Annotated in this window: 25 protein-coding genes; 12 read left to right on the top strand and 13 right to left on the bottom strand. The window is 70.3% G+C overall.

Annotation, left to right across the window (positions count from 1 at the left end; translation table 11 throughout):
- Positions 1 to 3 precede the first annotated feature (3 nt).
- Together mscL and QC180_RS05995 are read right to left on the bottom strand one after the other, a co-directional pair.
- Entirely contained in the window at positions 4 to 459 is a 456-nt protein-coding gene (gene mscL, locus QC180_RS06000) for a large conductance mechanosensitive channel protein MscL (RefSeq protein ID WP_278261581.1), read from the bottom strand.
- A gap of 188 nt (positions 460 to 647) precedes the next feature.
- Positions 648 to 1,382 carry an SDR family NAD(P)-dependent oxidoreductase gene (locus QC180_RS05995; RefSeq protein ID WP_278261580.1) on the bottom strand — a complete coding sequence of 245 codons (735 nt, stop codon included), beginning with the start codon at positions 1,380 to 1,382 and terminating at the stop codon, positions 648 to 650.
- A gap of 71 nt (positions 1,383 to 1,453) precedes the next feature.
- On the opposite strand from QC180_RS05995, the gene QC180_RS05990 reads away from it, so the two are divergent.
- A complete protein-coding gene (locus QC180_RS05990) occupies positions 1,454 to 2,278 on the top strand; it encodes an alpha/beta fold hydrolase (protein WP_278261579.1) in 825 nt (274 codons plus the stop codon).
- 93 nt (positions 2,279 to 2,371) lie between these two features.
- Positions 2,372 to 3,394 (top strand): alpha/beta hydrolase, encoded by a 1,023-nt coding sequence (locus QC180_RS05985; RefSeq protein ID WP_278261578.1) that lies wholly within the window; start codon positions 2,372 to 2,374, stop codon positions 3,392 to 3,394.
- Here the strand turns inward: QC180_RS05985 and QC180_RS05980 are convergent.
- From QC180_RS05980 to QC180_RS05970, 3 genes are all read right to left on the bottom strand, one after another.
- Positions 3,391 to 4,488, bottom strand: coding sequence for an MBL fold metallo-hydrolase (locus QC180_RS05980; RefSeq protein ID WP_278261577.1), 1,098 nt, complete (start codon positions 4,486 to 4,488; stop codon positions 3,391 to 3,393). The genes QC180_RS05985 and QC180_RS05980 overlap by 4 nt on opposite strands.
- Positions 4,485 to 5,330: an SDR family oxidoreductase gene (locus tag QC180_RS05975; protein WP_278261576.1), complete on the bottom strand. Its 846-nt coding sequence runs from the start codon at positions 5,328 to 5,330 to the stop codon at positions 4,485 to 4,487. Before QC180_RS05975 ends, QC180_RS05980 begins: the two co-directional genes overlap by 4 nt.
- Positions 5,331 to 5,423: 93 nt before the next feature.
- The gene (locus tag QC180_RS05970; RefSeq protein WP_278261575.1) at positions 5,424 to 6,074 is read right to left on the bottom strand and encodes a TetR/AcrR family transcriptional regulator; all 651 of its coding nucleotides are present in this window, start codon (positions 6,072 to 6,074) and stop codon (positions 5,424 to 5,426) included.
- Between the two features lie 138 nt (positions 6,075 to 6,212).
- Here QC180_RS05970 and QC180_RS05965 point away from each other — a divergent pair, with 138 nt between their 5' ends.
- Complete coding sequence (locus QC180_RS05965) at positions 6,213 to 6,371, top strand: hypothetical protein (RefSeq protein WP_278261574.1); 159 nt, start codon at positions 6,213 to 6,215, stop codon at positions 6,369 to 6,371.
- Positions 6,372 to 6,388: 17 nt separating this feature from the next.
- On the opposite strand, the gene QC180_RS05960 is transcribed toward QC180_RS05965, so the two are convergent.
- Genes QC180_RS05960 through QC180_RS05935 form a run of 6 tightly spaced genes read right to left on the bottom strand, consistent with a single transcriptional unit; the run spans position 6,389 to position 15,712 of the window.
- Positions 6,389 to 6,658 (bottom strand): PIN domain-containing protein, encoded by a 270-nt coding sequence (locus tag QC180_RS05960; protein WP_278261900.1) that lies wholly within the window; start codon positions 6,656 to 6,658, stop codon positions 6,389 to 6,391.
- Positions 6,610 to 6,786 (bottom strand): hypothetical protein, encoded by a 177-nt coding sequence (locus QC180_RS05955; protein WP_278261573.1) that lies wholly within the window; start codon positions 6,784 to 6,786, stop codon positions 6,610 to 6,612. The genes QC180_RS05960 and QC180_RS05955 overlap by 49 nt, the downstream gene beginning before the upstream one ends.
- A complete protein-coding gene (locus tag QC180_RS05950) occupies positions 6,774 to 7,019 on the bottom strand; it encodes a type II toxin-antitoxin system Phd/YefM family antitoxin (RefSeq protein ID WP_278261572.1) in 246 nt (81 codons plus the stop codon). The genes QC180_RS05955 and QC180_RS05950 overlap by 13 nt, the downstream gene beginning before the upstream one ends.
- Before the next feature lie 26 nt (positions 7,020 to 7,045).
- A complete protein-coding gene (locus tag QC180_RS05945; RefSeq protein WP_278261571.1) occupies positions 7,046 to 8,431 on the bottom strand; it encodes a condensation domain-containing protein in 1,386 nt (461 codons plus the stop codon).
- Between the two features lie 4 nt (positions 8,432 to 8,435).
- Complete coding sequence (locus tag QC180_RS05940; protein ID WP_278261570.1) at positions 8,436 to 9,860, bottom strand: MFS transporter; 1,425 nt, start codon at positions 9,858 to 9,860, stop codon at positions 8,436 to 8,438.
- Entirely contained in the window at positions 9,857 to 15,712 is a 5,856-nt protein-coding gene (locus QC180_RS05935; RefSeq protein ID WP_278261569.1) for an acyltransferase domain-containing protein, read from the bottom strand. The genes QC180_RS05940 and QC180_RS05935 overlap by 4 nt, the downstream gene beginning before the upstream one ends.
- Before the next feature lie 290 nt (positions 15,713 to 16,002).
- Between QC180_RS05935 and QC180_RS05930 the strand changes: the two genes are divergently transcribed.
- The 3 genes from QC180_RS05930 to QC180_RS05920 all read left to right on the top strand — a co-directional run bounded on the left by QC180_RS05930 (position 16,003) and on the right by QC180_RS05920 (position 19,008).
- Positions 16,003 to 16,995 carry an alpha/beta hydrolase gene (locus QC180_RS05930; RefSeq protein WP_474646399.1) on the top strand — a complete coding sequence of 331 codons (993 nt, stop codon included), beginning with the start codon at positions 16,003 to 16,005 and terminating at the stop codon, positions 16,993 to 16,995.
- A 145-nt stretch (positions 16,996 to 17,140) separates the two neighbouring features.
- Complete coding sequence (mshA, locus tag QC180_RS05925) at positions 17,141 to 18,499, top strand: D-inositol-3-phosphate glycosyltransferase (RefSeq protein ID WP_278261899.1); 1,359 nt, start codon at positions 17,141 to 17,143, stop codon at positions 18,497 to 18,499.
- Positions 18,496 to 19,008, top strand: a complete 513-nt coding sequence (locus QC180_RS05920; RefSeq protein ID WP_278261567.1) for a type III secretion system chaperone family protein — start codon at positions 18,496 to 18,498, stop codon at positions 19,006 to 19,008. Before mshA ends, QC180_RS05920 begins: the two co-directional genes overlap by 4 nt.
- A gap of 38 nt (positions 19,009 to 19,046) precedes the next feature.
- Here QC180_RS05920 and QC180_RS05915 read toward each other — a convergent pair whose 3' ends face one another.
- Positions 19,047 to 20,222, bottom strand: a complete 1,176-nt coding sequence (locus QC180_RS05915; RefSeq protein WP_278261566.1) for a lipase family protein — start codon at positions 20,220 to 20,222, stop codon at positions 19,047 to 19,049.
- 201 nt (positions 20,223 to 20,423) lie between these two features.
- On the opposite strand from QC180_RS05915, the gene QC180_RS05910 reads away from it, so the two are divergent.
- The 4 genes from QC180_RS05910 to QC180_RS05895 all read left to right on the top strand — a co-directional run bounded on the left by QC180_RS05910 (position 20,424) and on the right by QC180_RS05895 (position 22,845).
- Positions 20,424 to 21,308: an ROK family protein gene (locus QC180_RS05910; RefSeq protein WP_278261565.1), complete on the top strand. Its 885-nt coding sequence runs from the start codon at positions 20,424 to 20,426 to the stop codon at positions 21,306 to 21,308.
- Positions 21,309 to 21,422: 114 nt separating this feature from the next.
- On the top strand, positions 21,423 to 21,599 hold the full coding sequence (locus QC180_RS05905; RefSeq protein ID WP_278261564.1) for a transcription termination/antitermination protein NusG: 177 nt from the start codon (positions 21,423 to 21,425) through the stop codon (positions 21,597 to 21,599).
- A 27-nt stretch (positions 21,600 to 21,626) separates the two neighbouring features.
- On the top strand, positions 21,627 to 22,364 hold the full coding sequence (locus tag QC180_RS05900) for a phosphoglyceromutase (protein WP_278261563.1): 738 nt from the start codon (positions 21,627 to 21,629) through the stop codon (positions 22,362 to 22,364).
- A gap of 133 nt (positions 22,365 to 22,497) precedes the next feature.
- Positions 22,498 to 22,845: a DoxX family protein gene (locus QC180_RS05895; protein WP_278261562.1), complete on the top strand. Its 348-nt coding sequence runs from the start codon at positions 22,498 to 22,500 to the stop codon at positions 22,843 to 22,845.
- A 405-nt stretch (positions 22,846 to 23,250) separates the two neighbouring features.
- Here QC180_RS05895 and QC180_RS05890 read toward each other — a convergent pair whose 3' ends face one another.
- Positions 23,251 to 23,751, bottom strand: a complete 501-nt coding sequence (locus tag QC180_RS05890; RefSeq protein WP_278261561.1) for a hypothetical protein — start codon at positions 23,749 to 23,751, stop codon at positions 23,251 to 23,253.
- Between the two features lie 273 nt (positions 23,752 to 24,024).
- Between QC180_RS05890 and QC180_RS05885 the strand changes: the two genes are divergently transcribed.
- Together QC180_RS05885 and QC180_RS05880 are read left to right on the top strand one after the other, a co-directional pair.
- On the top strand, positions 24,025 to 25,263 hold the full coding sequence (locus QC180_RS05885; RefSeq protein ID WP_278261560.1) for a sensor histidine kinase: 1,239 nt from the start codon (positions 24,025 to 24,027) through the stop codon (positions 25,261 to 25,263).
- Complete coding sequence (locus QC180_RS05880; protein WP_278261559.1) at positions 25,260 to 25,949, top strand: response regulator transcription factor; 690 nt, start codon at positions 25,260 to 25,262, stop codon at positions 25,947 to 25,949. The genes QC180_RS05885 and QC180_RS05880 overlap by 4 nt, the downstream gene beginning before the upstream one ends.
- Positions 25,950 to 25,978 lie beyond the last annotated feature (29 nt).

Below are 25,978 nucleotides of genomic sequence, written 5' to 3'. Positions count from 1 at the left end.
GGGTCAGACCGATTCGCTGGCGCGTTCCTTGCTCAGCGTCTCGGTCTCCTCGGTGCTCAGGCCCTGCTGCTTGGCCAGCAGGTCGCGGATCTCGATGAGCAGTTCGGTCTCGGTGGGCTCGGCGGCCTTGGTGGTGCCGAACTTGTTCTTCAGCGACTTCATCGGCAGCATCAGCACGAAGTACAGCACCGCCGCGACCACGAAGAAGTTGATGAACGCGGTGACGATCGGGCCCACGGCGATGAAGGTCGCGGGTTTGTCGGCGATGAGCTGCACGCCCAGCCCCAGCTCGTTGGTCGAGCCGAACACCGCCAGCAGCGGGTTGACCAGTCCCTTGGTGAACGCGGTGACCACGGCGGTGAAGGCGGTACCCATGACCACCGCGACCGCGAGGTCGATGACGTTCCCGCGCATCAGGAAGTCTTTGAACCCGTCGAATACTGACTTGACACTGCGCATCGGTGGAGCACTCCTAACCCTGGCTATCGGCAAACGTGGTGATGCTAATGACCGCCCGGCCGCGTAGCGAATGCACAGCAACGCGACAGGGTGGGTCCAGGGCAGTATCGGTGCCGACGGCCGGGGCCGCCACTCGGGTGGCGTGATCCCCGGATCGGTTGCCCGGTCCGGGGATTGAACCTCGCAGGTCAGGAGCGTCGGGCGAAGCTGCCGGGACCGGCCTGGTCGCGCGGCTTGACCACGATGGTGTCGAGGTTCACGTGCGCGGGACGCGAGGCGACGAAGCCGACGATCTCGGCGATGTCGGCCGCGTAGAGCGGGTCGATGCCTTCGTAGACCTTGGCCGCGCGCTCGGCGTCACCGTCGAAGCGGACCAGCGAGAACTCCGTCTCCACCGCGCCCGGCGCGATCTCGGTCAGGCGCACCGGCTGGCCGAGCAGCTCGTCGCGCAGGGTGCGGTGCAGCACGGCCTGGGCGTGCTTGGCCGAGGTGTAGCCGGAGCCGTTGGGGTAGGCGTGCAGCGCGGCGATGGAGGTGATGGTGACGATCAGGCCGTCACCGGAGGCGATCAGCTTCGGCAGCAGCGCCTTGGTCAGACGCAGGGTGCCCAGCACATTGGTCTCCCACATCCAGCGCCAGTCGTCGAGGTCGGCGTCGAGCACGGTGGCCAGGCCCTTGGCCCCGCCCGCGTTGTTGACCAGCACGTTCACCTCGCCGATCGCGTCGGTGAACGCGCGCACCGAGTCCTCGTCGGTGACGTCGAGTTCGAGCGCGGTGCCGCCGATCTCGTCGGCCAGCTGCTTGACCCGATCGAACCGCCGCGCCCCGACATAGACGTGGAAACCCTGCGCGGCGAGTGTGCGGGCGGTGGCTTCTCCGATTCCGGAACTGGCTCCGGTGACGACGGCGGTACGAGTGCTCATGCGCCCGATCCTATTCGCCGTCGGTTTGCCCGTGCCATGGCTGCGCTCACGGTGCGTTCTACTCTGTCGGCATGGCTATTCGCGATGCTGTCAGTGCCGAGGGAACCAGGATCGTCTACCGGGTGACCGGCCCGGAGACGGGCAGGCCGCTGGTGCTGCTGCACGGCTGGGCGGGCAATCTGCGCTGCTGGGGCACCGCCGCCGACGAGCTCGCGCGGCGCTACCGGGTGATCGCCGTCGACCTGCGCGGCCACGGCTACTCCGACGACCCCGGCACCGGCTACGACGACCCCAAGGCGTGGGCCGCCGACGTGGCCGCCGTGCTCGCCGCCGAGGGCATCGAGTCCGGCGCGGTGCTGCTGGGCTGGTCCTACGGCGGCATCGTCGCCACCGACTATCTGGCCACCTATGGCACCGCGGCGGTCGCCGGTGTCGTCTACTGCGGCGCGCCCGCCCATATCGGGCGCGATGTCCCTGGCGCGGCCCCCGGGCCCGCCATGGCGAAGGCCATTCCCGGGGTCTTCGAGGAGGCGGCGGGCCGGGCCGTGCGCGCCTTCGCCGTGTTCGGCAATGCCAATACCGGCCCCGGCGAGGACAAGGGCCCCGATGCCCAGCGCCTGTTCGGCGGCAGCCTGGCCACCCCGCCCTCGGTGCGCAAGGCGCTGTTCTACCGCACCGTCGACAACACCGAGACCCTGCGCGCCCTCGATGTCCCGGTGCTGGTCCTGCACGGCACCGCCGACCCCGTCGTGCCGGTGGACAACGGCCGCTACATCGCCGACAACGCGCCCGACGTCCGCGCCTCCTACTGGGACGGCGCCCAGCACGGCCTGTTCATCGAGGACCGTGCGCGCTTCGTCGCCGAGGTGAGTGAATTCCTCGACCGGCTTGACTGAAGGGTCAATGTTTCAGAAGTGACTCCGTCGCTGGTCGGAGCCCTTTACCCTGTGTGACACGGCCAGGTCGACGGTCGGTCATGGAGGTGGCGCATGGGCGTCGTGACGCGATGTCTGCTGTTCGTGCTGACGGCCGGGCTGGTGTTCGGGCACGCGGTCGCGGCGGCCGAGCCCGCCGGACGCACCGCCGACGCGGCCTGGATCGTCTCGGCGTCGCCGGGGCCGGGCCGGGTGGTCGAGCTGGTCGTGTTCTCGGCGGCCATGGGCAAACCGGTGACCGTCACCGTGCTGCCCGCCGCCGACCCGGCCGCCAGCGCGCCGGTGCTGTATCTGCTCAACGGCGTCGACGGCGGCAGCGGCCCCGACGGTGACTGGCGTGCCGGAGGCAACTGGCTGACCCGCACCGATATCGCCGAGTTCCTCGCCGACGAGCAGGTCACCGTGGTGATGCCGGTCGGCGGCGCGGGCAGCTACTACGCCGACTGGCGCGCCGACGACCCGGTACTGGGCCGTCAACGCTGGACCACCTTCCTCACCAGGGAACTCCCGCGCGTGATCGACGCCGAATTCCACGGCAGCGGCGCCAATGCCGTGGCGGGGGTGTCCATGGCGGGCACCGCGGCCTTCCAGCTCGCCCTGGCCGCGCCGCGCCTCTACCGCGCGGTGGCCTCCTACAGCGGATGCGTGGCGACCAGCGGTCCGCAGGGCCATGCCATCGTCAACACGGTCGTCTCCGGCCAGAACGGCGACCCTGTGAACATGTGGGGACAACCCGGCGACCCGCTCTGGGCCGCCAACGACCCCTTCCTGCACGCCGACCGCCTACGCGGCCTGGCCCTCTACATCGCCTCCGGCACCGGCCTGCCCGGCCCCCTCGACACCGCCGACGGCCCCGGCCTGCACGGCGACTCCGTGAAACTGCTCGACCAACTCCTCATCGGCGGCGCCCTCGACGCCGTCACCGGCCTGTGCACCCAGCAACTCGCCACCCGCCTCGCCGACCTCGCCATCCCCGCCACCGTCGACCTGCGCCCCACCGGCACCCACTCCTGGGGCTACTGGCGCGAAGACTTCCACCGCTCCTGGCCCATGTTCGCGGCCGCCCTGGGAAACTAGGCCCCGCCGACGATCGTGCCGTAGTCGAGCCCGCCGTGACTGTGCGTGGGCACCACCGGCCACTGCCGCTTCCAGGGCGCGCATTCCGAGGACGGGATGATCTGGAGCCAGCGGGAATCGCGCGGGGAGCGGGAGGCCATCGTCTTCTCCTTGACCATCGAGTCGTACTGGTCGAGGGAGTCCTCGAGGGTATTGCCGTTGAGGACCACCTCGCGTCCGTAGAACGCGGCCTGCTGTCGCACGCCCGGGATCTTCGACAGCTCCGGTTGCCAACTGTCGGCGGCCATTCCGTTCTCCGAGGACACCCACACCCCGTCGGGGGTGTTGAGCACCAGCGAGTGATTGCCGTCGGTGTGGCCCGGGGTCCACAGCAGACTCACGCCCACACCGAGTTCCACGTCGCCCTCGAAGACCTCGAGCCGTTCCGGCGGCACCCCGTCCATCCCGCCGTCGACGTACCAGGCCCACTGCATGGGATGCATGGACTCGAAGGTGCCCAGTTCCTTGCGGTGCACCAGCAGCTTGGCGTGCGGGAACAGCGGCTCGCGTGGCGCGGATTCGCCCTCGATGGGCTCGCTGCTGCCCATGATCATCCGCACGTCCTGCACGTGCAGGTGGTCGAAGCTGACGTAGTCCACGTCCTCGTTGCGCAGCCCGAGCCGAGGCAGGATCGACTCGGGGTCGTTGTAGTACTTCACGAAGAATCTCTCCGCCGCGAACTTCCGCGAGAACTGTTGCAGCGTGCGGTAGAACGGTGCCTCGGCGGACCCGGCCGCCACCGTGGGCTCCCAGACCAGCGTCTTGAGCACACCGTCGAAGCCCTCGAACTGGATCACGAACATCCGGTTGATGATCGAGATCACCGGGTTCACATTCAGCGAGTACCCCTGGAAGGCGAACCGCGCCGGATAGGGCGCCGCGGCGATGTCGAAACTCTTCACCGCGCGCACCTGCCCCTGGCTCAGGAACCGCTCCCGATAGCGCAAGGCCGCCTCGCGCACCGCCGCCAGCCGCGCACCCCGCGGCCAGATGTCGTGGACGCCCTCGAATTCGGGAATCCGGCGCACGGTGGACTGGGTGCTGTCGATGGTCATCGGGGGTCTCCTGGACGGTCGGTGAGGGTGGCGCGCTCGTAGGCGGCGCGCGAAGCGGGGTCGCCGCCGGTGATCTGGTTGGGGACCAGCCTGCGGAACACGGCGGTGCGCACCCGGTCGGGCAGCAGCCCGGCCAGGCGCACGAGCGGGCCGACCCGGCGCGGCACGGTCACCTCGAAGCGCGGCCGGGCCAGCACATCGGCGACCGCGCGGGCGACGTCGTCGGGGGTCAGCAGGTCCACCGAGCCGGGTGAGGTACCCGCCGCGAGCGGGGTGTCGACGACGGTCGGCATCACCACCGACAGGTCCACACCGCTGCCGTGCAGCTCGGCCCGCACCGCGCTGAGATAGCCGTAGACGCCGTGTTTGGTCGCCGCGTAGGTGGCCTCGCCCGCGGGCGCGAGTTTCGACGCGGCCGAGGCGACGGTGACGATGTGCCCACGCCCGCGCTCGCGCATGCGGGGCGCGGTCAGGCGCACGCCCCGGATGACGCCGTGCAGATTCACCGCCAGCTGCCGCCGCGTGGCGGCCTCCGGCTCGTCCTCGAAGCGGCCGACCCACATCACCCCGGCGTTGTTGACCAGCACATCGATCGGGCCCCACCGGGCTTCGACGGCGGCGAGGAAGGCGGCGAACGAGTCGCTGTCGGTGACGTCGAGGGGGAAGCCCGCGGCGGTGCCGGGCAGGGTGGCGGCGGTCTCGGCGGCCGCGGTGGCGTCGATGTCACCGATCGCCACCTGGGCGCCCGCCGCGGCGAGCTCGCGGGCGATGGCCGCGCCGATGCCGCGGGCGGCGCCGGTGATCGCGATCACCCGGCCCCGGGTCGGGATGGTCGAGCGCATCCGATGGGCTCCCTTCGTGCTTCATGTGACACGTGGACATGTCAGATGAAACTCCAGTATGACCACGGTGGGGGCCGGTGGCAAGTGCCGGGTCTACCGCGGCGGGCGGCGTAGTCCGGTGAGCGCGGAGACGAACAGGGTGGCGCACACCCTGGTCAGCACGGCGGGGCTCTGGTGTTTGCCGGTCATCATCCAGTCCACGAGCAGGTTGTTCACCCCGCCGGACAGGGCGATGGCGGTGAGTCGGGTGTCCTCGGCGGTGGCGTCGACCTCCGGGTCGGCCGTGGCGACCGCGCCGATCAGGTCGGCGAAGGCGCGCAGCACGCCGTGGCGCAGTTCCTCGAGCTCCGCCGAGACACCGACGACCTCGATCAGGATCACCCGGGCCCGGCGCGGATCGTCGGTGAGATGTTCGATGAAGGCGGCCAGACCGTCGTGGGCCGCCGCGGCGAGGTCGCCGGGGTTCGCCGCGGTGATCGCGGACTCGGTGGCCGCGCGCAGATCGGCGACCAGGGTGTCGTAGAGCCCGATCAGGCAGGCCTGCCGGTCCTTGAACGATTCGTAGAAGTACCGCTCGGTCAGTCCCGCTGTCCGGCAGATCTGCTTCACCGAGGTCGCCGCGAACCCATCGGTGCCGAACAGTTCCAGCGCGGCCGCCAGGATCGCCGCCCGTCGAGCGCGCGTGCGCTCCTCGGCGTCCATCCCGGAGTACCGCCGACCCGGTCGTTCCGGTGGTGTCGGCATGCTCGGATTCCATCCTTTCGGTCATCGATGTCTCATGCCATACTGACGCAATCTAATCTGACAGATTGACATGTCAGACCCCTGCTCGACACCGTGCTCGGCGCGGTGCCGGTGCTCGCCGCTCTGGAGCGTTCACGCATGGAGCTGGGCGGCGTGCCGGTCGAGCGCTGCCTTCCGGCGATGGCGGCCACCGACCGCCTGGCCGACGCCACCGTGCTCTACCTGCACGGCGGCGGCTTCGCCTTCTGCGGCGCGGGGACCCACACCCTCACCGAATACCCCTGCGCCGCTGGGTGATCCGTGACGGTGGCGATTCAGGCCGACCGGACCTCGATGAGGTCGTCGAGTCCGAGGAAATCATCGGGGTTGCGGGTGTAGAGCCTGGCGGAATGCGCGTGCGCGGTCGCCGCGATGATGAGGTCCATGGTGCGGGCGCGCGGTTGGCGTCCCGCTCTGACGACGGCGGCGATGATTCCGTAGCTGGCGGCGACCGCGTCGTCCACCGGTAGCGCGTCGAAGCGGCGCTGCAACATGGTCAGCCGTCGAAGCCGCTCGGCGCGAACGCTGTCGGACTTGGCGACCAGTACGCCGAAGTGGAGTTCGGCGACGGTGGCGGCGCTGATGTGAGCAAGCCGGGGATCGGTGTGATGTCGTCGGCGATGACGACGCTGGTGTCGAGGACGGCCCGGCCTTCACCGCTCACCTCGTCCACGGATCGCGCAGCCCCTGGTCGATGAGGTCACGGTCACCCTCCCACTCGGGGTCCGCCGTCCCTGACCACAGATCGGCGATCTCGTCGAGGCGGCGCCAGCGGGCCGGGGCGACCGGGACCAGCCGCACGCTCGGGCGTCCCGCGACGGTGATGGTGACGTCCTCGCCGTACTCCGCTTTGCGGACGAGCTCGGAGGCCTGCTGCCGCAGCTCCCGCAATCCGAAAGTGCCCATGAAACGACTGTAGGACTCGTGCTACCTCAGTGCCGCGTGGCGGTGATGAAGGTGGTGCGGAGGGTGTGGAGGTAGCGGTCGACGGTGCGGTGGGCGGTGGGGGTGTCGGGGTAGAGGGCGCTGAGGGTGGTTGTGGTGGGGCGGCGGTCGATCCACAGGAGGATTTCCTCGGTGGTGACGCGGTGGGCGTAGACGCCGGTGGTCGCGCCGGTGACGTACTCGCCGCCGGTGGCGTCGCGGGCGTCGATGTAGGAGATCGTCGGGGCGGCCCAGCCGGGGCGGGCGGCGATGTCGGGGTCGTCGGCGGCGAGTTCCAGGACGCGGTGGGGGGAGACCGGGGCGAGGGTGCGGCCGTGTTCGTAGGCGCGCTGGGCGGTGGCGAGGGCGCGGGCGAAGGTGGTGGCGGCGCCGATCGGGAAGGCGACCGGGATGAGGGTGACGTACCAGCCCACCGAGGTGAGTTCGGCGACCGAGGAGCGGGTGCTGACCGGCGACAGGGCGAAGTAGTAGTCGCTGTCGACGAGTTCGCGTTCGGTCAGCGCGGCGGCGGCGAAGACGCCGCCGGTGAATTCCGCGCCGTGCTCGCGGCAGATCTTCTCGAAGCGCAGGGCGGTGGCCTCGTCGAACAGGTCGATGGTGCGGTGCGCGCTGCGGTGGTAGTTCTCGTGCGCGCGGCCCAGATCCACTGGGAACGTGGGTAGTTCGCCGTGGTTGCCGCGCAGCAGTTCCAGCCAGCGGCGCACGCCGGGGGAGGTGCGGGTGAGCTCGGCGGAGGCGGCGCGCTCGCGGGCGCAGTGGTCGACGAAACTGGCTGGCCGCGTGAGTGTTCCGGCGGCACGGCCGATCTCGCGCAGATACAGGTGCGCGAGTTCGAAGCACGAGAGGTATTGGCCCGCGACGTCGGTGTGCAGACGGTCGACGGCCAGATACAGCGTGGTGGACTCGCCGTGCTCGATCGCGCCGAAGGTGAAGCAGTGCCACTCGAACGGTCCCGGCGTGCTCTGCCGCACATGCGCGCGGACCCGATTGCCGTCGGCGGTGCCGTGGTCCACCGGCACGAAATCGATGCGGGCCGGGTCGATCAGGTGTCGGCCGACGCTGCCGTCGGACGCGCGGTCGAACCAGCTGTGGAAGGTGTCGTGGCGGCGCAGCAACGCGTTGACGGCGCGTGTCATCGCCGCGCGGTCGAGCGGACCGGGCATCGCCGTGGTGGCCACGCACAGCCCGGAGAACCGGAACGCCGCCTCGCGATGCCGGTACGCCGCCGCCAGATACTGCTCCTGCTGATGCGAGGGCGGCACCGGATGACGCGGCGCCCGCGCGGCCCACGCGACCGCGGCGGCGGAGGCGTGCCAGCTCACCAGCCGCCCGGTGGCGGGATGCCACGCCTCGAGCAGACCGAATCCGGCCACGCGGCTACTTCCGTTCGTACCCGGGCAGGGCGAGGGCGAGCACGCCCATCGCGAGGGCGAGCACGGACACCGCGGCGAACATCATGAGCGCCCCGCCGAGGGTGTGCGCGCGGAAGAACACGGCGCTGAGCAGCGCGAGTCCGAGGCCGTTGCCCACCTGTTCGATGGTCGGCAGCAGCCCGGACGCGTCGTCCATGCGCTGCTGCGAGAGCCGCGCCAGCATCATCGGCTGCAGTTGCACACCGAACACCCCGACCCCGGTGCCCGCGACGAAGATCGGCACCAGCGCGATCCGTAGGTCGACGGTGCCGTCGGTCCACCACAGATACGTCGCGCCGATCGCCACACACACCCCGAACCACGCGATCCCGGCCGCGATGGCGCGCGGGCCCCAGCGCGCGATCAGCCAGGGCGAGGCCAGCGCGCCCGCTCCGGCGCCGAGCGCGAACGGCGTCATCGCGACGCCGGTGCGCAGCGGGGAGAACCCGACGATGTCCTGCAGGGTGATGGAGATGGCGAACACGAAGGCGGTGAACAGGCCGAAGAACATCGTCACCAGGATCGAGCCCACCGCGAACCCGCGATCCTCGAACAGGGCCGTCCGCACCAGTGGCGTCTTCGTCGAATGCCGCTGCTGGACAAGGAAGATCGCGCCGATCGCCAGTGCCACGAGCGCGACGGCGGCCGGTCCGAGTCGCCATCCGTCCTGCTGCACCGTCGCCAGCGCCGACAGCAGCAGGAACAGACTCACCGTCGACAGCACCGCCCCGCCGAGATCGAGCCGCCCGCGTTCCGACGCCGGACCCAGACGCAGCCAGCGGAAGGCCAGCGCGAAGGCCAGCGCGCCCATCGGCACATTGATCAGGAACACCGAATGCCAGCCGCTACCAGCGATATCCGCGGTGATCAGCGCCCCGCCGACGATCGGTCCCAGCATTCCGGCGAACCCGGCCGTCCCGCCGTACACAGCGAACACCAGCGGATGTCTACCGCGCGGAAAACTCGCGGTGAGAATGGCGATGGTCTGCGCCGCCATGGCACCACCAGCGATGCCCTGCGCCACCCGCGCGAGGATCAATTCCACTGCGCTGCCCGACATTCCGCACCACACCGAGGCGGCGGTGAACGCGATCACCGAGCCCAGGAACAGCCACCGCCGCCCGAACATCGCGCCGAGCCGGGCCGCCGGGAGCAGCGTGCAGGCGAAGGCCAGCGAGTACGCGGTGACCACCAGCAGCTGCTGGGCGGGGGAGGCGCGCAGGTCGGCGGTGATGCTGGGCAGGGCGGTATTGACGATCGTCACGTCGATCATCTGCATGAACACCGCGATCAGGCACCCGGCGAAGGCCTGCCAGGCGCCGTGACGGGCATCCGGTGCGCTGACCTGCCCCGTCGACTCGGCGCCGGTGATCTGCTCGCCTGTCGTCATCGCACGCCTCCGGCCAGCGCGGGGGCCACGCCTATCACCAGCGGATCGGCGTGGCCGCGCTCGCCCTCGTCGAACGCGGCCGGTTCGCCCCGCCGCCGCGCCGGTGCCGCATCGTCCGCGGCGGCGATCCGGGTGGCGAACCTGCCGGTGCGGCTCATCTGTGGGAACGCGGCGGCCAGCCGGGCCCAGTCGGTGGGAATGATCGCGGCCCTGGTGAGACCCAGGCGCAGGGCCTGTTCGAGGTAGGCGGTGCCGTCGGCCAGGTCGATCGGCGAGAACCCGGTCTCTTCCAGATTCTCGGCGGCCGGGTCGTCGGTGGCGCCGGACAGGTGTCCCCAGCTCACGCACAGCACCCGCTCCCCGGCCCGCGTCCACTGCTCGGCCAGCGCCTCGAGCGCGAGATCGGCGGCGTTCTGGTGGTATCGGCCGACGAGGCCGAACATCGAGTCGCCCGAGCCGGACAGGACGAACATGTCCAACTCGATCCCCGCATTGCGCACCGCGCGACGCAGTACCCGCGCGCCGAGGACCTTCGGTCGGTATACGCGGGTGAGGTCGTCGAGGTCCATCAGGCCGATGCTGTTGGCGGTCACCGCGTCTGCGGCGTGATAGATCCCGCGCAGCGGATACCCGTCCACGTGCGCGCGCCCGACCACTTCGGTCACCGCCACCAGGTCGGCGATGTCGGCCAGTTCCTCCACGACCTCGATCCCGTGCGCGCGCCACGCCTCGATCTGCTGGCGCGCCTGCGCGTCGCGGGCCCCGTCCCGACCCACCAGCACCAGCCGCCGCGCGCCCTTGCCCACCAGCCAGCGACCGGTGGCCAGCCCGAAGCCGCCGAAGCCACCGCTGATCAGGTAGGTGGCGGCGCCGTGGATCGGCACCTCGGGGAGTCGGGGGCGCACCGGCGGCGCGGTGTCGTCCATGCTCAGTGCGATCCGGCCGATCCGCGCGGATCGGATCACCTCGTCGAAAGCTCTTGCCACCTCGTGGGTTTCGAACATCTGGTAGGGCAGTGGCTGATAGGCGCCCGCCTCGAGCTTCTCGTAGACGCGGCCCAGTAGGTCGGCGAGCTGCATCGGACGCACCGCGCACATGCGGTCCAGGTCGACGGAGAAGTAGGAGAGGTTCTTGTCGAAGTTGCCCATGTCCAGCAGACCGCCGGTGTACACGTCGGCCTTGCCGACCTCCACGATGCGCCCGAATTCGGTGACGGCGCGGAAGTTCTGACGCAGGACCTCACCCGACGCGGTATTGAGCACCACGTCGACGCCGAGGCCGTCGGTGAGCCGCAGCACGTCGTCGGCGAAATTGAGCGAGCGCGAGTGCAGCGCGTGATCCACCCCGAGCACGCGGATGTGCGCGCGCCGTTCGGGCGTACTCGCGGTGCCGATGATGCGCGCCCCGCGTGACCTGGCGACCTGGATGGCCGCCGAACCGACCCCGCCCGCCGCGCCGTGGATCAGCACCGTCTCGCCGGGCAGCAGCCGGGCCAGGTCCAGCAGCGCGTACTCGGCGGTGGCGAAAGCGGTGGTGCTGGTGCATGATCCGGGGTCGGTGTCGGCGGGCAGGCGGATCGCCGCGTGCTGGTCGACCAGGTGGTAGCGGCGCATCATGTCCTTGGCGGCGATGGCGACCAGGTCGCCCTCGGCCAGCGCGGTGACTCCCGCTCCGAGCCGGACCACGGTGCCCACGCCCTCCATGCCCGGCGCGGTGCCGAAGAAGGTGCCAGCCAGTTCGCGCTCGCCGAGCAGGCCCATCACCTTCAGCGGGTCCTTGTGGTTGAGGCCGATCACCCGCATCCGCACCTCCACCTGCCCCGGCTCGGGATCGCGCCGGGGGCTCTCGCGCCATGCCAGCGCCGAGAGCAGCCGCGATGGTGGCAGCTCGAGAGCGAAATCGGCCGCCGAGTCGGTCAGCGGGTGCGCGGTGTCGAGCTGGTCGATGCGGTCCTGGAGGCGCCTGACCACCACCGGTGCCCAGCGGGTCCCCGCGCGCAGCAGGATCTCGTCGGTGTCGTCGGCGGTGAACGCGCCCGGCACGGCCAGTTCGCCGACGAGCACGTCGAGCGCGGTCGCACGATCCCCGTCGACCAACCGCCACCGCAGCCCCGTCTGCTCGTTGAGCAGCACCCGCCGGGCCCCCGCCAGGGCACGGTGGCGATGCTGCGGCTCGGCGACGTCATCGGGCAGGACGAACGCCTGCTCGGTGACCAGCGTGACATCGATGAGCCCCTCCCCGAGCGCGGGCACCACATCCCCCGGCGCGACCAGCGTCTGCGCGAATTCACCCAGTGCCACGGCGATCTGCTTCAACGTCCACAGTGCGGCGAGGTCGTCGTGAAGGGTGCCCACCACCAGGCAGATGTGCAGACGATCGCGCCGGATGACGGCCGGACCATCTGCCTGGCCGCCGTCCGCCGTGGACTGTGGCAATTCCGCGCGGTGGGCGCCGCGGGAACCGTTGTCCGCAGACGGCCGGTGTGCGGATTCCACCGAGGCGTCTGCGGCCGCGCTGTCGCTGGTCGGTTGGCGTGTGGGGGCGGGCGTGGTGTGCGCGGAATCGGCGGTCGCGCTGCGGGGGGTCGGCCAGTGCGCGGGGTCGGCGGCCGCGCTGTCGGTGGTCGGCTGGTGCGCGGGGTCGGGTGTTGCCTGCGCGGCGTCGGTCGCGCTGCGGATGGTCGGCTGATGTGCGGGTTCGGGCGTGGCCTGTGCGGCGTCGGCAGCCGCGCGGTCGGTCGTCGACTGGTGCGCGGGTGCGGGCGTCGCGTGCATCGAGTCGGCAACGGCGCTGCGGGTGGTCGGCTGGGGTTCCGGGTCGGGTGTTGCCTGTGCGGGGTCGGTGGCCGTGCTGTCGGTGGTTGGCTGGTGTTCGGAGGTGGGAGCGGTGGGTGGGCGGTGTGGGGGTTTGGTGGCGCGGAGGGCGTGGACGGCGGCGTAGAGGTGTTGGGTGAGTTCTTCGGTGATGTAGGTGGTTTCGGTGGGGTCGGTGGTGGGGTCGGCGTGGTGGAGGACGGCGGCGGGGAGGGCGCTGGCCAGTTGGCGGGCCAGGGTGCCGGGGCCGAGGGCTACGACGATGGTGGCGGTGTCGTCGATGGCGGGGAGGGTGGTGGGTTCCAGGGGTGGGCGGGGCTCGAATTCGTCGGTGTAGCAGAACTCGGCCATGCGGTGCAGGGGGCTCGCGGCGGGGTCGAGGGCGCCGAGCTGGACGCCGACCAGGTGCAGGCAGCGGGTGCCGGATTCATCGAGCAGTTCGATCTCGGCGCGCAGCCGGGCCGTCGGGTCGCGCCGGGCCAGCACGGTGACTTGCGCGGGCAGCGCCCCGAACAGCCGCACCGCGTCCACGGCGACGGGCATCAGCGCGCCCGCGCCGAGCGCCTCGTCGGCGAACAGCAGCGCCGCCACCTGCATGGCCGCCTCGACCACCGCCGGATGCGCGAGATGCCCCGACCCCGCCGCGATACTCGCGTCGACCGTCGCCACCACCGTGTCACTGTCGGCCCGCACGGAGGTGACCCGTCGGAAGGCGGCCCCGTACCGCAACCCCCGCGCCGCGAGCGCCGAGTAGAACTGCTCCGGCGCCACCTCGACTGCCGAATCCAACACGGGGACAACAGTTTCTGTGGGCTCGAACCCGCCGGTGAGCAAGCGGCCCGTCGCGTTGACCGTCCACGCCGTGCCGCCCGCCTCGCGCGAGCGGATCAGGAAACGCCCACTCGCCTCCTCCACGCTCAATTCCAGCAGCGGCGCGTCGGGCGAGTCCGTGATCAGCGGCGCGACGAACCGCACGTTCTCCAACGCCACGCGCGGCTCGCCCCGCCGCAGGGCCGCCACGCTCAGCGCCGCGTCCAGGTAGGCCGCGCCGGGCAGCATCCGCACTCCGCCGACGACGTGATCCGGCAGCCACGGCAGCGTCTCGGTGTCGATCCGCGTCAGCCAGCCCGGCCTGCCCTCCGGATCGGGCTCGCCGAGCATGGCGTACCCGCCCTGTCGCGACCGCTCGACCGGCGACGTGCGCTGCCGGGGATACCGCGGCTGATCCGGGGTCACGGGCTGGTCGGGTGGGAACAGCGCGTCGAGGTCGAGCGCGCCCGCGCCGTAGAGCCCGGCGACGGTGCCGCGGATGCTGAGCGCGTCGGGCTGTTTGCGGTCGAGGGTGGGCACGGTGGCGCCGGTCTCGCCGAGCTCGAGCAGCAACTCGCGAATATTGCCCGAGAGCACCGGGTGCGGACCGACCTCGACGAACACCCGGCTGCCCGCGCCGATCAGTGCTGTCACCGCCTCGGAGAACCGCACGGTCCGGCGCGCATTCGCGCACCAGTACTCGGCGCCCCAGTCGCCTCCGGTGACCTGGTTGCCGGTGATCGTGGAATACAGCGGAACACTCGGCGGCTGCGGGTCGAGATCGTCCAGCGCCGTGCGCAATTCGGGCAGGATGGAATCCATCAGACGGCTGTGATACGGCACCTCTACTCTCAGCCTACGCGCGAAAATGCCCTGCTCGGTGAGCTTTTCGGCCAACTCGTCGAGCTGCCCCGGCGCACCGGCGAGGGTGAGGCTGTGCGGGCCGTTCACCGCCGCGATATCGAGCTCGGGCCCGATCAGCTCGCTGGCCCGCTCCACGCTCAGCCCGGCGGCCAGCATCCCGCCCGACCCGGCCGTACGCGACTGCAGGCTGGCCCGGTGATAGACGACGGTGACCGCCTCGCGCAGGGTCAGCATCCCCGACACATACGCCGCGGCCACCTCGCCGACACTGTGTCCGACGATCGCGGCGGGCCGGATACCGTGCGCGGCGAGCTCGTCGACCAGCGCGACCTGCACCAGGAAGTTCGCGGGCTGGGCGACCATGGTCGCGGTCACCCGTGACTCCTCCTCCGGCCGCAACAGCTCACCGATGATCGACCAGCCCGCCACCGCGTGGAACGCCGCGTCGACCCGCTGCGCGGTGGCCGCGAAAGCGCCCTCGGCGCAGAGCAGTTCGCGCGCCATGCCCCACCACTGCGGGCCCATTCCGGAGAACACGAACACCGGGTCGGGCCCGCCCCCGGCGACCACGCGGGTGGCGTCGCGACCCGCGCCCTCGGCGTAACCGCGCAGCTCGCGGATCAGTTCGGGCGCGCCGTCGACGAACACGCCGGTGCGAAACGGACGGTGCTCCCGAGTCCAGGCCGTCTCGGCGAGTCGGTCGGGGTCGGCGCCGTCGTCGATCAGGTCGGCGTACCGGCCAGCCATGGCACGGCAGTCCGCCGCGTTATCCCCCGAGATCGGCAGGACGCCATGGTGTTTCGGTGTGCGTGGGGCAGCTGGCTCGGGTCGGGGCTCCGCGACGTGGAAGTGCGCGCCGGTGTCCTCGAGCACCGTGTACACCCGGTGACCGTCGCGCACGGCGTCGTCGAGTCGGGTGAGTACCACCATGCCCGCGCCGCCCGCATCCACGTCCACTCCGCCCGCCAGCGCGACGTGGCAATCACCCTCGGCCAGCGCCCGACAGGCCAGGTGGATCGCCGTCAGCGAGGACGAGCACGTGGTGTCGACGGTGAGCGCGGGACCGAGATCGAGTGCGGCGGCGGCGGACCCGCTCACGTAGACACCCACCGAGCGACCGTCGACCCGCCCTGCCATCCCCGCGTCGTCGAGCGCCGCCCAGGTGACCTCGAGCAGCGACCGTCGCCGCGGGTCGAGGTCGGTCGCCGCGCGCCGCGAGAGTCCGAAGAAATCGGGATCCCAGTGCGTTTCCGGAAATTCCACGACGGCATCGCGCTTTTCGATGACGAAATCCCAGAACGATTCCGGTGAGTCTTTTTCCCCGGCGAATCGGCGGCCGATTCCGACAACAGCGATGTCCGACATGATTCCTCCGCATCGGGGCACCCGCGACGACATGTGCCCGGTCAGCGCAGCGTAGGTTGCCTGGAAGCGGATCGATGGAGGTAGTAACGTGGTTCGTCCACGGCACCAACGTGATACGGCCGTGATTGTGATCGGACACCGACGGGTCGGCATCCTGCATTCGCGCACAGGGGTGCGGAAAATCTTCTGGTAATCGTCACAATGTTTTCCCGAATCCGTGTGTAGCGTTCGAAGATGTCGTTGGATCGCGAGCAGGGAACAGGATTCGGCGTCGAGATCGGAGTTCGATGATGTCTGGTCGGGCAAGAGGCGCGCGGATCGTCGTCGCGGCGGTGGCCGCGTTGGTCACCACGGTCGGCGCGGCGGCCTACGCGCCCGCGACGCCCACCGCCGTGGCGCGGATCGAGGATCAGCGGACCGAGGCCGACAACACCGTCGACATCGGCGTGTACTCGCCGTCGATGGACACGGTGAACCGGGTGCGGGTGCTGCGCGCGGCGAACCCGGACGAACCGGCGCCCACGCTGTATCTGCTCAACGGGGTCGGCGGCGGGGCCGACGGGAACTGGCTCGACCGCACCGACGTGGTGTCGTTCTTCAAGGACAAGCAGGTCAACGTGGTGATCCCGTTCGGTGGAGCGGGCAGTTATTTCGCCGACTGGCGCACCGACGACCCGGTGCTGGGCAAACAGCGCTGGACCACCTTCCTCACCAAGGAACTGCCGCCGGTGATCGACGACGCGTTCGACGGCACCGGCGCCAATGCCATTGCGGGGCTGTCGATGGCGGGTACCTCGGTGTTCCAGCTCGCCCTCGCCGAGCCGGGGCTGTACCGAGGCATCGGGTCCTACAGCGGGTGCGTGCGCACCAGCGATCCGCGCGGACAGGCCATCGTGCGCACGGTCGTGGGCAGCAGGCTCGGCAACGCGGCCAATATGTGGGGCCCGCCGACCGACCCGGCGTGGTCGGCCCACGACCCCTATCTGCACGCGGAAGCCCTGCGCGGCACCGAGGTCTACATCTCCTCCGGCACCGGCATCCCCGGCCCGCTCGACACCATCGGCGCCCAGGGCGACCCGATCCAGCTGACCTATCAGCTGCTGTTCGGGGCGACACTCGAGGCCGTCACCAATGTGTGCACCCAGCAGCTGCGCGACCGGTTGCAGTCGCTCGGCATCCCCGCCACGGTCGATCTGCGGCCCACCGGCACCCACTCCTGGGGCTATTGGGAACAGGATCTGCACAAATCGTGGCCGCTGTTCGAGTCGGCGTTGAACAAGTGAGCGTGATGGCGAAAAAGCGCTCGCGACGGCGGGCGGAATCGGGCACGCTCGAGGGCGGACACGGCGTGAACTCACTCACGAATGCGGTGTGACAGCCGTCACCGATCCCGGTGGGGATGATGGTGGCGGCGTCGCGGCGTGCACACTGGAAGGTGTGAGTCAGCGTCGCCAGGATCTCTTGCCCCACCGCATCGCGGTGCTGTCGGTGCATACCTCGCCACTGGCCCAGCCCGGCACCGGTGACGCGGGCGGCATGAATGTCTACGTGCTGCAGACCGCGCTCGAGCTCGCCAAACGCGGCACCGAGGTGGAGATCTTCACCCGCGCGACCTCCTCCGACCTGCCTCCCGTCGCCGAGGCCGCCCCCGGCGTCCTGGTGCGCCACGTCGTCGCGGGCCCGTTCGAGGGCCTGGACAAGCAGGAACTGCCCACCCAGCTGTGCCCGTTCACCGCCGAGGTGCTGCGCCAGGAGGCCCGCCACCTGCCCGGCTACTACGACCTGGTGCACTCGCACTACTGGCTCTCCGGCCAGGTCGGCTGGCTGACCCGCGACCGCTGGCGCGTCCCGCTGGTGCACACCGCCCACACCCTGGCCGCGGTCAAGAACGCCGCGCTGGCCGAGGGCGACACCCCCGAACCCGAGACCAGGGTGATCGGCGAGAAGCAGGTCATCGCCGAGGCCGACCGCCTGGTCGCCAACACCGCCGACGAGGCCGGTCAGCTGGTCGACCTCTACGGCGCCTCGCCCGACCGCATCGATGTGGTGCCGCCCGGCGCCGACCTGACCCGCTACCGCCCCGGTGACAAGCTCGCCGCCCGCGCCGAGCTGGGGCTGCGCGCCGACGAGCAGATCGTGGCCTTCGTCGGCCGCATCCAGCCGCTCAAGGCCCCGGACGTGCTGGTGCGCGCCGCCGCCGAGCTGCTGCGCCGTGATCCCCGCCGCGACCTGCGCGTCCTCATCGTCGGCGGACCCTCGGGCACCGGCCTGGCCCGCCCCGACGCGCTCATCGAACTGGCCGCCGACCTCGGCATCGCCGAGCGCGTCACCTTCCTGCCGCCGCAGGCCCCCGACCGGCTGGTGCAGGTGTATCGCGCCGCCGACGTGGTGGCCGTGCCCAGCTACAACGAATCCTTCGGCCTGGTCGCCATCGAGGCCCAGGCCAGCGGCACGCCCGTGCTGGCCGCCGATGTCGGCGGGCTCGGCACCGCCGTGCGCGACCGGGAATCGGGCCTGCTCGTCGCCGGGCACCGCACCCCCGACTGGGCCGACGCGCTGGCCGCCCTGCTCGACGACCCCGCCCGGCTGGCCGAGATGGGCAGCACCGCCGTCGCGCACGCGAGCCGGTTCTCCTGGGCGCACACCGCCGAGGGCCTGCTCGACAGCTACGCTGCGGCCATGGCCGGGTTCCGTGCCGAACGCGGCCCCATCGCCCTGCTCGCGGGCGACACCGGTCAGGCCAGATCGCGGGCGCTGTGGCGGCGCCGGACAGGAGTACGCAGGTGAGCGCCGTATCGCAGGTGATCGACGAGACGCTGCGCGATCGCGAGATCGAGTACACCCGCCACGGCGAGGACACCTTCATCGTCGTGCTGCCCGGTGAGCGCAAGCTCAAGACGACGGTGATGCTGACCGTCGGCAAACACGGCGTGCGCATCGAGACGTTCGTCTGCCGCAAGCCCGACGAGAACTTCGAAGGCGTCTACAAGTACCTGCTGCGCCGCAACCGCCGCCTCTACGGCGTGGCCTACACCCTCGACAATGTCGGCGACATCTACCTCGTGGGCCGCACGTCGGCCGAGTCGGTGACCCCCGACGAACTCGACCGCATCTTCGGCCAGATCCTGGAAGCCGTCGACACCGACTTCAACGTCCTGCTCGAACTCGGCTTCGCCGAATCCATCCGCAAGGAATGGAAGTGGCGCGTCTCGCGCGGCGAATCCTTGAAGAACCTGCGCGCCTTCGAGCACCTCATCGACGAAGAAGACCTGGTCGGCGGCACCGACCAGGCCTGAACGCGGGTACCGGACTCCGGCACCCGCGCGTTCTCACCTCAGCAGTTCGTCGGCACCGGCTCGTTGCGGAAGCGCGACTCCACGTAGTTCCACGCGTCCACGAACCCGGCCGCCGCGGCGGTCATGTGCTCGGAGATCTCGATGGTCGTGAGCTGCACCGGGGCGCCCTTCGAGCAGAAGTGCGCCACCGACTCCGCGACCGGACCGTACGGGGTCAGGGTGTCGTACTTGCCCTGCCAGATGTAGGTCGGGGCGGTCGGCGCGCCGGTGAAGTGCACGAGGCTGTTCTCGCGCAGCACGCCGCGCGCCACCTCGCTGCCCATCAGTTCCTTCGAGGCCGCCATCTGCTCGGCATTGCGGAAGATGCCGTGGAACAACAGGAATCGACGGCACGCGTCCTTGGTGAACTCACGGAACCACAGCCCGTTCTCGTTGAGCGAATCCGAGACCGGCACCTGCTCCGGGTACTCGCGCTCGATGCCCATCGCCGCGGCGAAGGCCAGGCCGAAACCGGGGTGCGGCGCGAAACCCAGTGCGTCGGCCATCAATTCGAGATCGGCCGGGATACCGCCCGCGACCACCGCGGCCAGTTTCACCTCCGGCGCGTAGGTCGGCTGCAACGCGCCCGCCCACGCGGTCGCCATGCCGCCACCGGAGTATCCGGCGATCGCCACCGGCGAATTGCCCACGCCCAGTTCGGCGACCTTCTGCACGGCCCGCACGCTGTCGAGGGTGACCATGCCGCTGAGCTTGGCCGCACCGTAGGCCACGGTCGGACCGAGGTAGTCGGGCACCGAGATGGCCCAGCCGCGCTGCAGCGGCAGCATGGCGCCGGGCGCGTCCTGCAGTTCGCCGTTGAACAGCGACTGCGAGGGGTTGCAGCGGGTGCCGATGGAGTTGATCAGCGCCTGGTAGGAGACCAGCGGCGGGTTCTTCACCCCGACCGGCATCAGCACGGTGGTCACGCCCATGATGGCCTTGCCCTGGGAGTTGGTGGAGCGGAACGCCACCTGCCAGCCCTCGGTGCCCGGGTACATCCAGGTGTCGACGCGGCGCGTGCGCACCACATCACCGGGAGCCAGCGTGCTGATGTCACTCGGTGCGCTGAAGAACGGATCCGGATCCGGGGTCGGATACAACGGGTTCGCGCCGGCCGGTGCGGCGAGCACGCCCGCCGTCAACAGGCTCAACACCAGTACAACCAATTTCGACACAGCTATCCTTCATCAATGTAGTGCTGCCCAACTGTCACGACCCGACCCGTGTGGAAGTATCCAACGAAACGGGCCCGCGCGTACCGACCAGTAGTCAAAGTGTCGGGTGCCACATCCTGTGAGAATTCACATCACCGGTGACCGATGGGCAACCCGTGCCCGGCGGGCACCGGTGCCGGACCCGCGAGAACAGGAGTGGCGATGACAGCACTGGCACTCGATATCGGCGCGACCAAATTCGCTGCGGCAGTGGTGAATCCGGACTACTCGCTGCGCCGGGTGCGGCGCGTGCCCGCCGGTGCGACCGACCCGTGGCAGGCTTGCCGGGAGTTGCTCGAAGTTGTGGCGCGGGACATGCGGGTGAGCGCGGTCGGGATCGGGGCGGCCGGTCCGGTGGACGTGCCCGCCGGGGCGATCGCTCCGTTGAACCTCGCGCCGTGGCGTGACGGCTTCCCGATCGTCGAGCGGGTGCGCGCGCTGTTCCCGGATGCCGTGGTGCGCTTGGCGATCGACGGCGCCTGCCTGGTGCTGGCCGAGCACCGCGTGGGCGGACTGCGCGGGGTGCGCAACGGTTTGGCGCTGACGGTGTCGTCGGGGGTGGGCGGCGGGATCGTCGCCGACGGGCGAGTGCTGGTGGGGCGCACCGGAAATGCCGGACATCTCGGACACATCGTCGTCCCTGGCGACGACACCCCCTGTGCCTGCGGCGGATTCGGTTGTGTGGAGGCGCTCGCGGGTGGGATGGCGGTGGTGCGCTGGGCCCGCTCGCGCGGCTGGCCGGGGGAGACCGGCGCCGAGCTCGCGGACGCGGCCCGCGCGGGGGACCCGGTCGCCGTCGCGGCCCTCGACCGGGCGGGAACCGCGCTGGGACAGGCGATCTGCTCGGCCGCCGCGCTGCTCGACGTGGACCGGGTGGTGATCAGCGGTGGCTTCGCCCAGGCGGGCGAACCACTGTGGGGTCCGCTGCGCGCGGCCGTCGCGCGGCACGCGGGGCTGGCGTTCATCCGTGGGCTGCGGGTGGAGTTGTCGGCCATCGGTGAGGGCGCGACGCTGGTGGGGGCCGGGGTGCTCGCGGTGGAGAGTTGACCGCTCGAGGGAAAGGATTCGCGGCACTCGGCTCTCGGCGCCGAGTCGGACTCTTCGGTCCAGGTGTGGCGCGTTCGCCGTGGGCGGGGCGGGTGCGCGCGTAGCCTCGAACAGGTGGCTGCCGACTACGTGCCGGGGGATGTCGTCCATATTCCGGATGGACCGCTGCGAGGAGTGTGCGCCGTGGTGCGCGAGGTCGACGCGGGCGCGTCGCGATTACAGGTCGACGCTCTGGTACCGGGCGGACCACACGAGATGAGCCTCGGGTTCGACGAGGTGGAGTGGGCCTGAGGCTCGGCGCAATGCCAGAATGAGCCCATGACCTACACCCTCGTGCTGCTGCGCCACGGCGAGAGCGAATGGAATGCCCTCAACTTGTTCACCGGCTGGGTGGATGTGCACCTGACCGACAAGGGCATCGCCGAGGGCAAGCGGGCCGGTGAGCTGCTCGCCGAGCACGGCATCCTGCCCGACATCGTCTACACCTCGCTGCTGCGTCGCGCGATCAGCACCGCCAACAACGCGCTCGACGCCGCCGACCGGCACTGGATCCCGGTCGTGCGCGACTGGCGCCTCAACGAGCGGCACTACGGCGACCTGCAGGGCAAGAACAAGGAGCAGGTCCGCGAGCAGTACGGCCACGACCAGTTCATGCTGTGGCGCCGCAGCTACGACACCCCGCCGCCGCCGATCGCCGACGACAACGAGTACAGCCAGGAAGGCGACCCGCGCTACGCCGGGATCGAGATCCCCAAGACCGAGTGCCTGCAGGACGTCGTCGCCCGGATGATCCCGTACTGGGAGAACACCATCTCCCAGGAGCTGCGCACCGGTAAGACCGTGCTGGTCGCCGCCCACGGCAACTCGCTGCGCGCGCTGGTCAAGCACCTCGACAACATCTCCGACGAGGACATCTCCGGCCTCAACATCCCCACCGGCATCCCGCTGCGCTACGAACTCGACGAGGACCTGCGCCCCGTGAAGCCCGCCGAATACCTGGACCCGGAGGCTGCCGCCGCGGGCGCCGCCGCCGTCGCCAACCAGGGCGGCAAGTAGTCCCCAGCTCTCCCCAGCGCCCCGGCCCACCCTGTGGACCGGGGCGCTGTGCTGTGCGGATGTCACACGGTGGGCCGCCGTGCCGTCACCTCGGTAGACGCCGCGATCGCGCGGCCACCGAAGGAGACCCGCCATGCACACCGCCTACGTCATCGTCACCGTCGCCGCGGCCCTCTGGGTCGGCTTCTCCGCCGTCTCGCTGCTGCGCCGCGCCCCGTTCGTCGTCGAACCGCTCGTCGACTACGGCGTCCCCGAGACCTGGTGGACCCCGCTCGGCATCGCCAAGGCCGCCGGAGCCCTCGGCCTGCTCCTCGGCCTGGCCTACCCACCCCTGGGCATCGCCGCGGCTATCGGCCTGATCCTCTACTTCACCGGCGCGGTGATCACCGTTCTGCGCGCCCACTCCTACAAGACGGTCGCCTTCCCCGTCCTCTACCTCGCCCCGGTCGCCGTCGCGCTGGGTCTGGGCATCGCCGCCTGACGGGGGTTACGGGCACAGCGCGTGGGTGAGCAAGGCTCCGACGTTCACGGTCGTGGGTGTGCCGGTGTAGGACAGGTGTGTCATCCGGAACAGCCGTCCCCGCCCCGATATCGGCCGATCCCGCGGTCACGACAGTGCTGACGCCGTCGACCGAAATTGTCGCCAACGCCCCCACCGCGCCATCCCGCACCAGTTCGTCGATATCGCTCCGCGTCGTGTCCACCGCGCGCGGCACGGCCCCGGCCGACCCGCTCGCCGAGACCAGACCGGCCGCGCACACCGCAACGACAACAGCTCTTCTCCACATGCCCCGACGCTAGAAACCCATGTCCCCCAACCACATCCCCCTGCGGTAGCGCCCACGTCTCACGCTCGGGTAGTAGTCCGGTGCCGGGTTCGGTCGGGTTACTTGTTGTCCTTCGCGGCCTGGCGGCGGGCTCCGGCGGCGATCGTGGAGGCTTCGTACTTCTTGCGGCCCGGGGATTGTCTGGTCGGGTCGACGCGGGGGCGACCGGGGGAGTCGACCTTGCCGTCGGTGGAGTCCAGGTCGGAGAAGGAGGGGGCGTCCTTGCGGGCGCTGGTCAGGCGTTGTTCCTTCAGTCGCTCGGCGCTCTTCTCGGCGACCTTGGCCAGTCGGCGGCTGACGCGGCTGAGGGCGTCTTCGAAGACCTCGGCGCGGGCGGCATTGCGCTTGTTGGCCGCCTTGCCGGAGCCCCGCGCGCCCTTGGACTCGACCTTGGCGGCGCCCTCGCGTCGGTAGAGCTTGACGTATTTGTTGCGGGCCCGCCGGATTCGGGAGTGCAGCTCGATCAGGTGGTTCTCATCCAGCTTCGCCATCTGGGATTTCTTGGTTTTGCGGACCAGCACGTACTCGTCGTCGGACAGAGAATTCAGAATCTTGCTCATCGCGATCCTTTCCGGCCGAAATCCACCCCGGGTATTCGAGAATGATCCCACAGCAACCCCTCCGAGTGATGTGCTCGACGCATGACTCGGGTGGTGCGGGGCCCTTGTGACCAGCCCCGCGCTGCGGCGAAACGCCGGAGTGACACGCCGATCGATCGGATGGGTGCCCGGCGGGTGAACGGCAGGAGAACGGCGTGCCAAGGGGCTGTGACCTGCGCGAAACTTCTGTGACCCGGCGTCGGGGTCGGGGTTCGCACTCGTACGATCAATCATGTGAGTGTTCCGCAGGCAGTGCTGTTGGCAGTCCTCGCGGCTGTCGTCGGACTGGCAGTCGGTGGCCTGCTGATCCCGTACGTCAACGCTCGGCACGCCGCGCGCAATCAGGAAGACACCGGCCTGACGATGTCGCAGGTGCTCGATCTGATCGTGCTGGCCTCCGAGAGCGGCATCGCGGTGGTCGACGAGTATCGCGACGTGGTGCTGGTGAATCCGCGCGCCGAGGAACTGGGGCTGGTGCGCAACCGGCTGCTCGACGAGCGGGCCTGGGCGGCGGTGGAGAAGGTGCTCGCCACAGGCGACGCCGCCGAATACGACCTGACCGCCAAGAACCCCTCGCCCGGTCGCGGGCGCATCGCCGTGCGCGGTGTGGCGCGCAAGCTCTCGCGCGAGGAGACCAGCTTCGTCGTGCTGTTCGCCGACGATGATTCCGAGCAGGCGCGCATGGAGGCGACCCGCCGCGATTTCGTCGCCAATGTCAGTCACGAGCTCAAGACCCCGGTCGGCGCGATGAGCCTGCTGGCCGAGGCCATGCTGGAATCGGCCGACGACCCCGAGGCCGTGCGGCACTTCGGTTCGCGTGTGCTGGCCGAATCGCGGCGGCTGGGCAAGATGGTCACCGAGCTGATCGCGCTCTCGCGGTTGCAGGGCGCGGAGAAGCTGCCCGATCTGGCCGTGGTCGACGTCGACACGGTGGTGCAGCAGGCGGTCGACCGCTCGCGCACCGCCGCCGAGGCCGCGGGCATCACCGTCAGCACCGACCGGCCCAGCGGGCTGGAAGTGCTCGGCGACGAAACGCTGCTGGTCACCGCGCTGTCGAACCTGGTGGAGAACGCCATCGCGTACTCGCCGCAGGGCTCGCACGTGTCGGTGAGCCGGTCGCTGCGCGGCGATCACGTCGCGATGGCGGTCACCGACCGCGGGATCGGCATCGCCAAGGAAGACCAGGTGCGGGTCTTCGAGCGGTTCTTCCGCTCCGACAAGGCCCGCTCCCGCTCGACCGGGGGGACCGGACTCGGCCTGGCCATCGTCAAACACGTGGCCGCCAACCACAACGGTGAGATCACCCTGTGGAGCAAGCTGGGCACCGGCTCGACGTTCACCCTGCGCATTCCCGCCCATCTGGAGACAGAGGGCGACGAGGACGCGGCGTCGGTCCCGGAGCTCGGCACGAGAGAAACCATCGCCCAGCGCACCCCCGCTGGTCGAGCGAACGGTGTGGAGGCACGCAGATGACGAGTGTGTTGATCGTCGAGGACGAGGAGTCGCTGGCCGATCCGCTGGCATTCCTGCTGCGCAAGGAAGGCTTCGACGTCACCGTCGTCGGCGACGGCCCGTCCGCGCTGGCCGAGTTCGACCGCTCCGGCGCCGACATCGTGCTGCTGGACCTGATGCTGCCCGGCATGAGCGGCACCGACGTGTGCAAGCAGTTGCGCACCCGCAGCGGCGTGCCGGTGATCATGGTGACCGCGCGCGACAGCGAGATCGACAAGGTGGTCGGGCTGGAACTCGGCGCCGACGACTACGTCACCAAGCCGTACTCCGCGCGGGAACTCATCGCCCGCATCCGCGCGGTGCTGCGCCGCGGCGCGGGCGACGAACTCGATTCCAGCAGCGAGAACGGCGTGCTCGAGGCCGGTCCGGTCCGGATGGACGTCGACCGGCACACCGTGCACGTCAACGGCGGCCAGGTCACCCTCCCGCTCAAGGAGTTCGACCTGCTCGAATACCTGCTGCGCAACTCCGGCCGCGTGCTCACCCGAGGCCAGCTCATCGACCGCGTCTGGGGCGCCGACTACGTGGGCGACACCAAGACCCTCGACGTCCACGTCAAGCGCCTGCGCTCGAAGATCGAAGCCGACCCCGCCAAGCCCGAACACCTGGTGACGGTCCGCGGCCTGGGCTACAAGCTCGAGGCGTAGCCCCCCGAAACGCCAAAGAGCCCGTCCCC

The organism is Nocardia anocheti, assembly GCF_029675105.1.
In the GTDB taxonomy this organism is placed as follows: domain Bacteria; phylum Actinomycetota; class Actinomycetes; order Mycobacteriales; family Mycobacteriaceae; genus Nocardia.
Note: the sequence above shows the minus strand (reverse complement) of the source record. Positions and strands in the feature narration are given on the sequence as shown.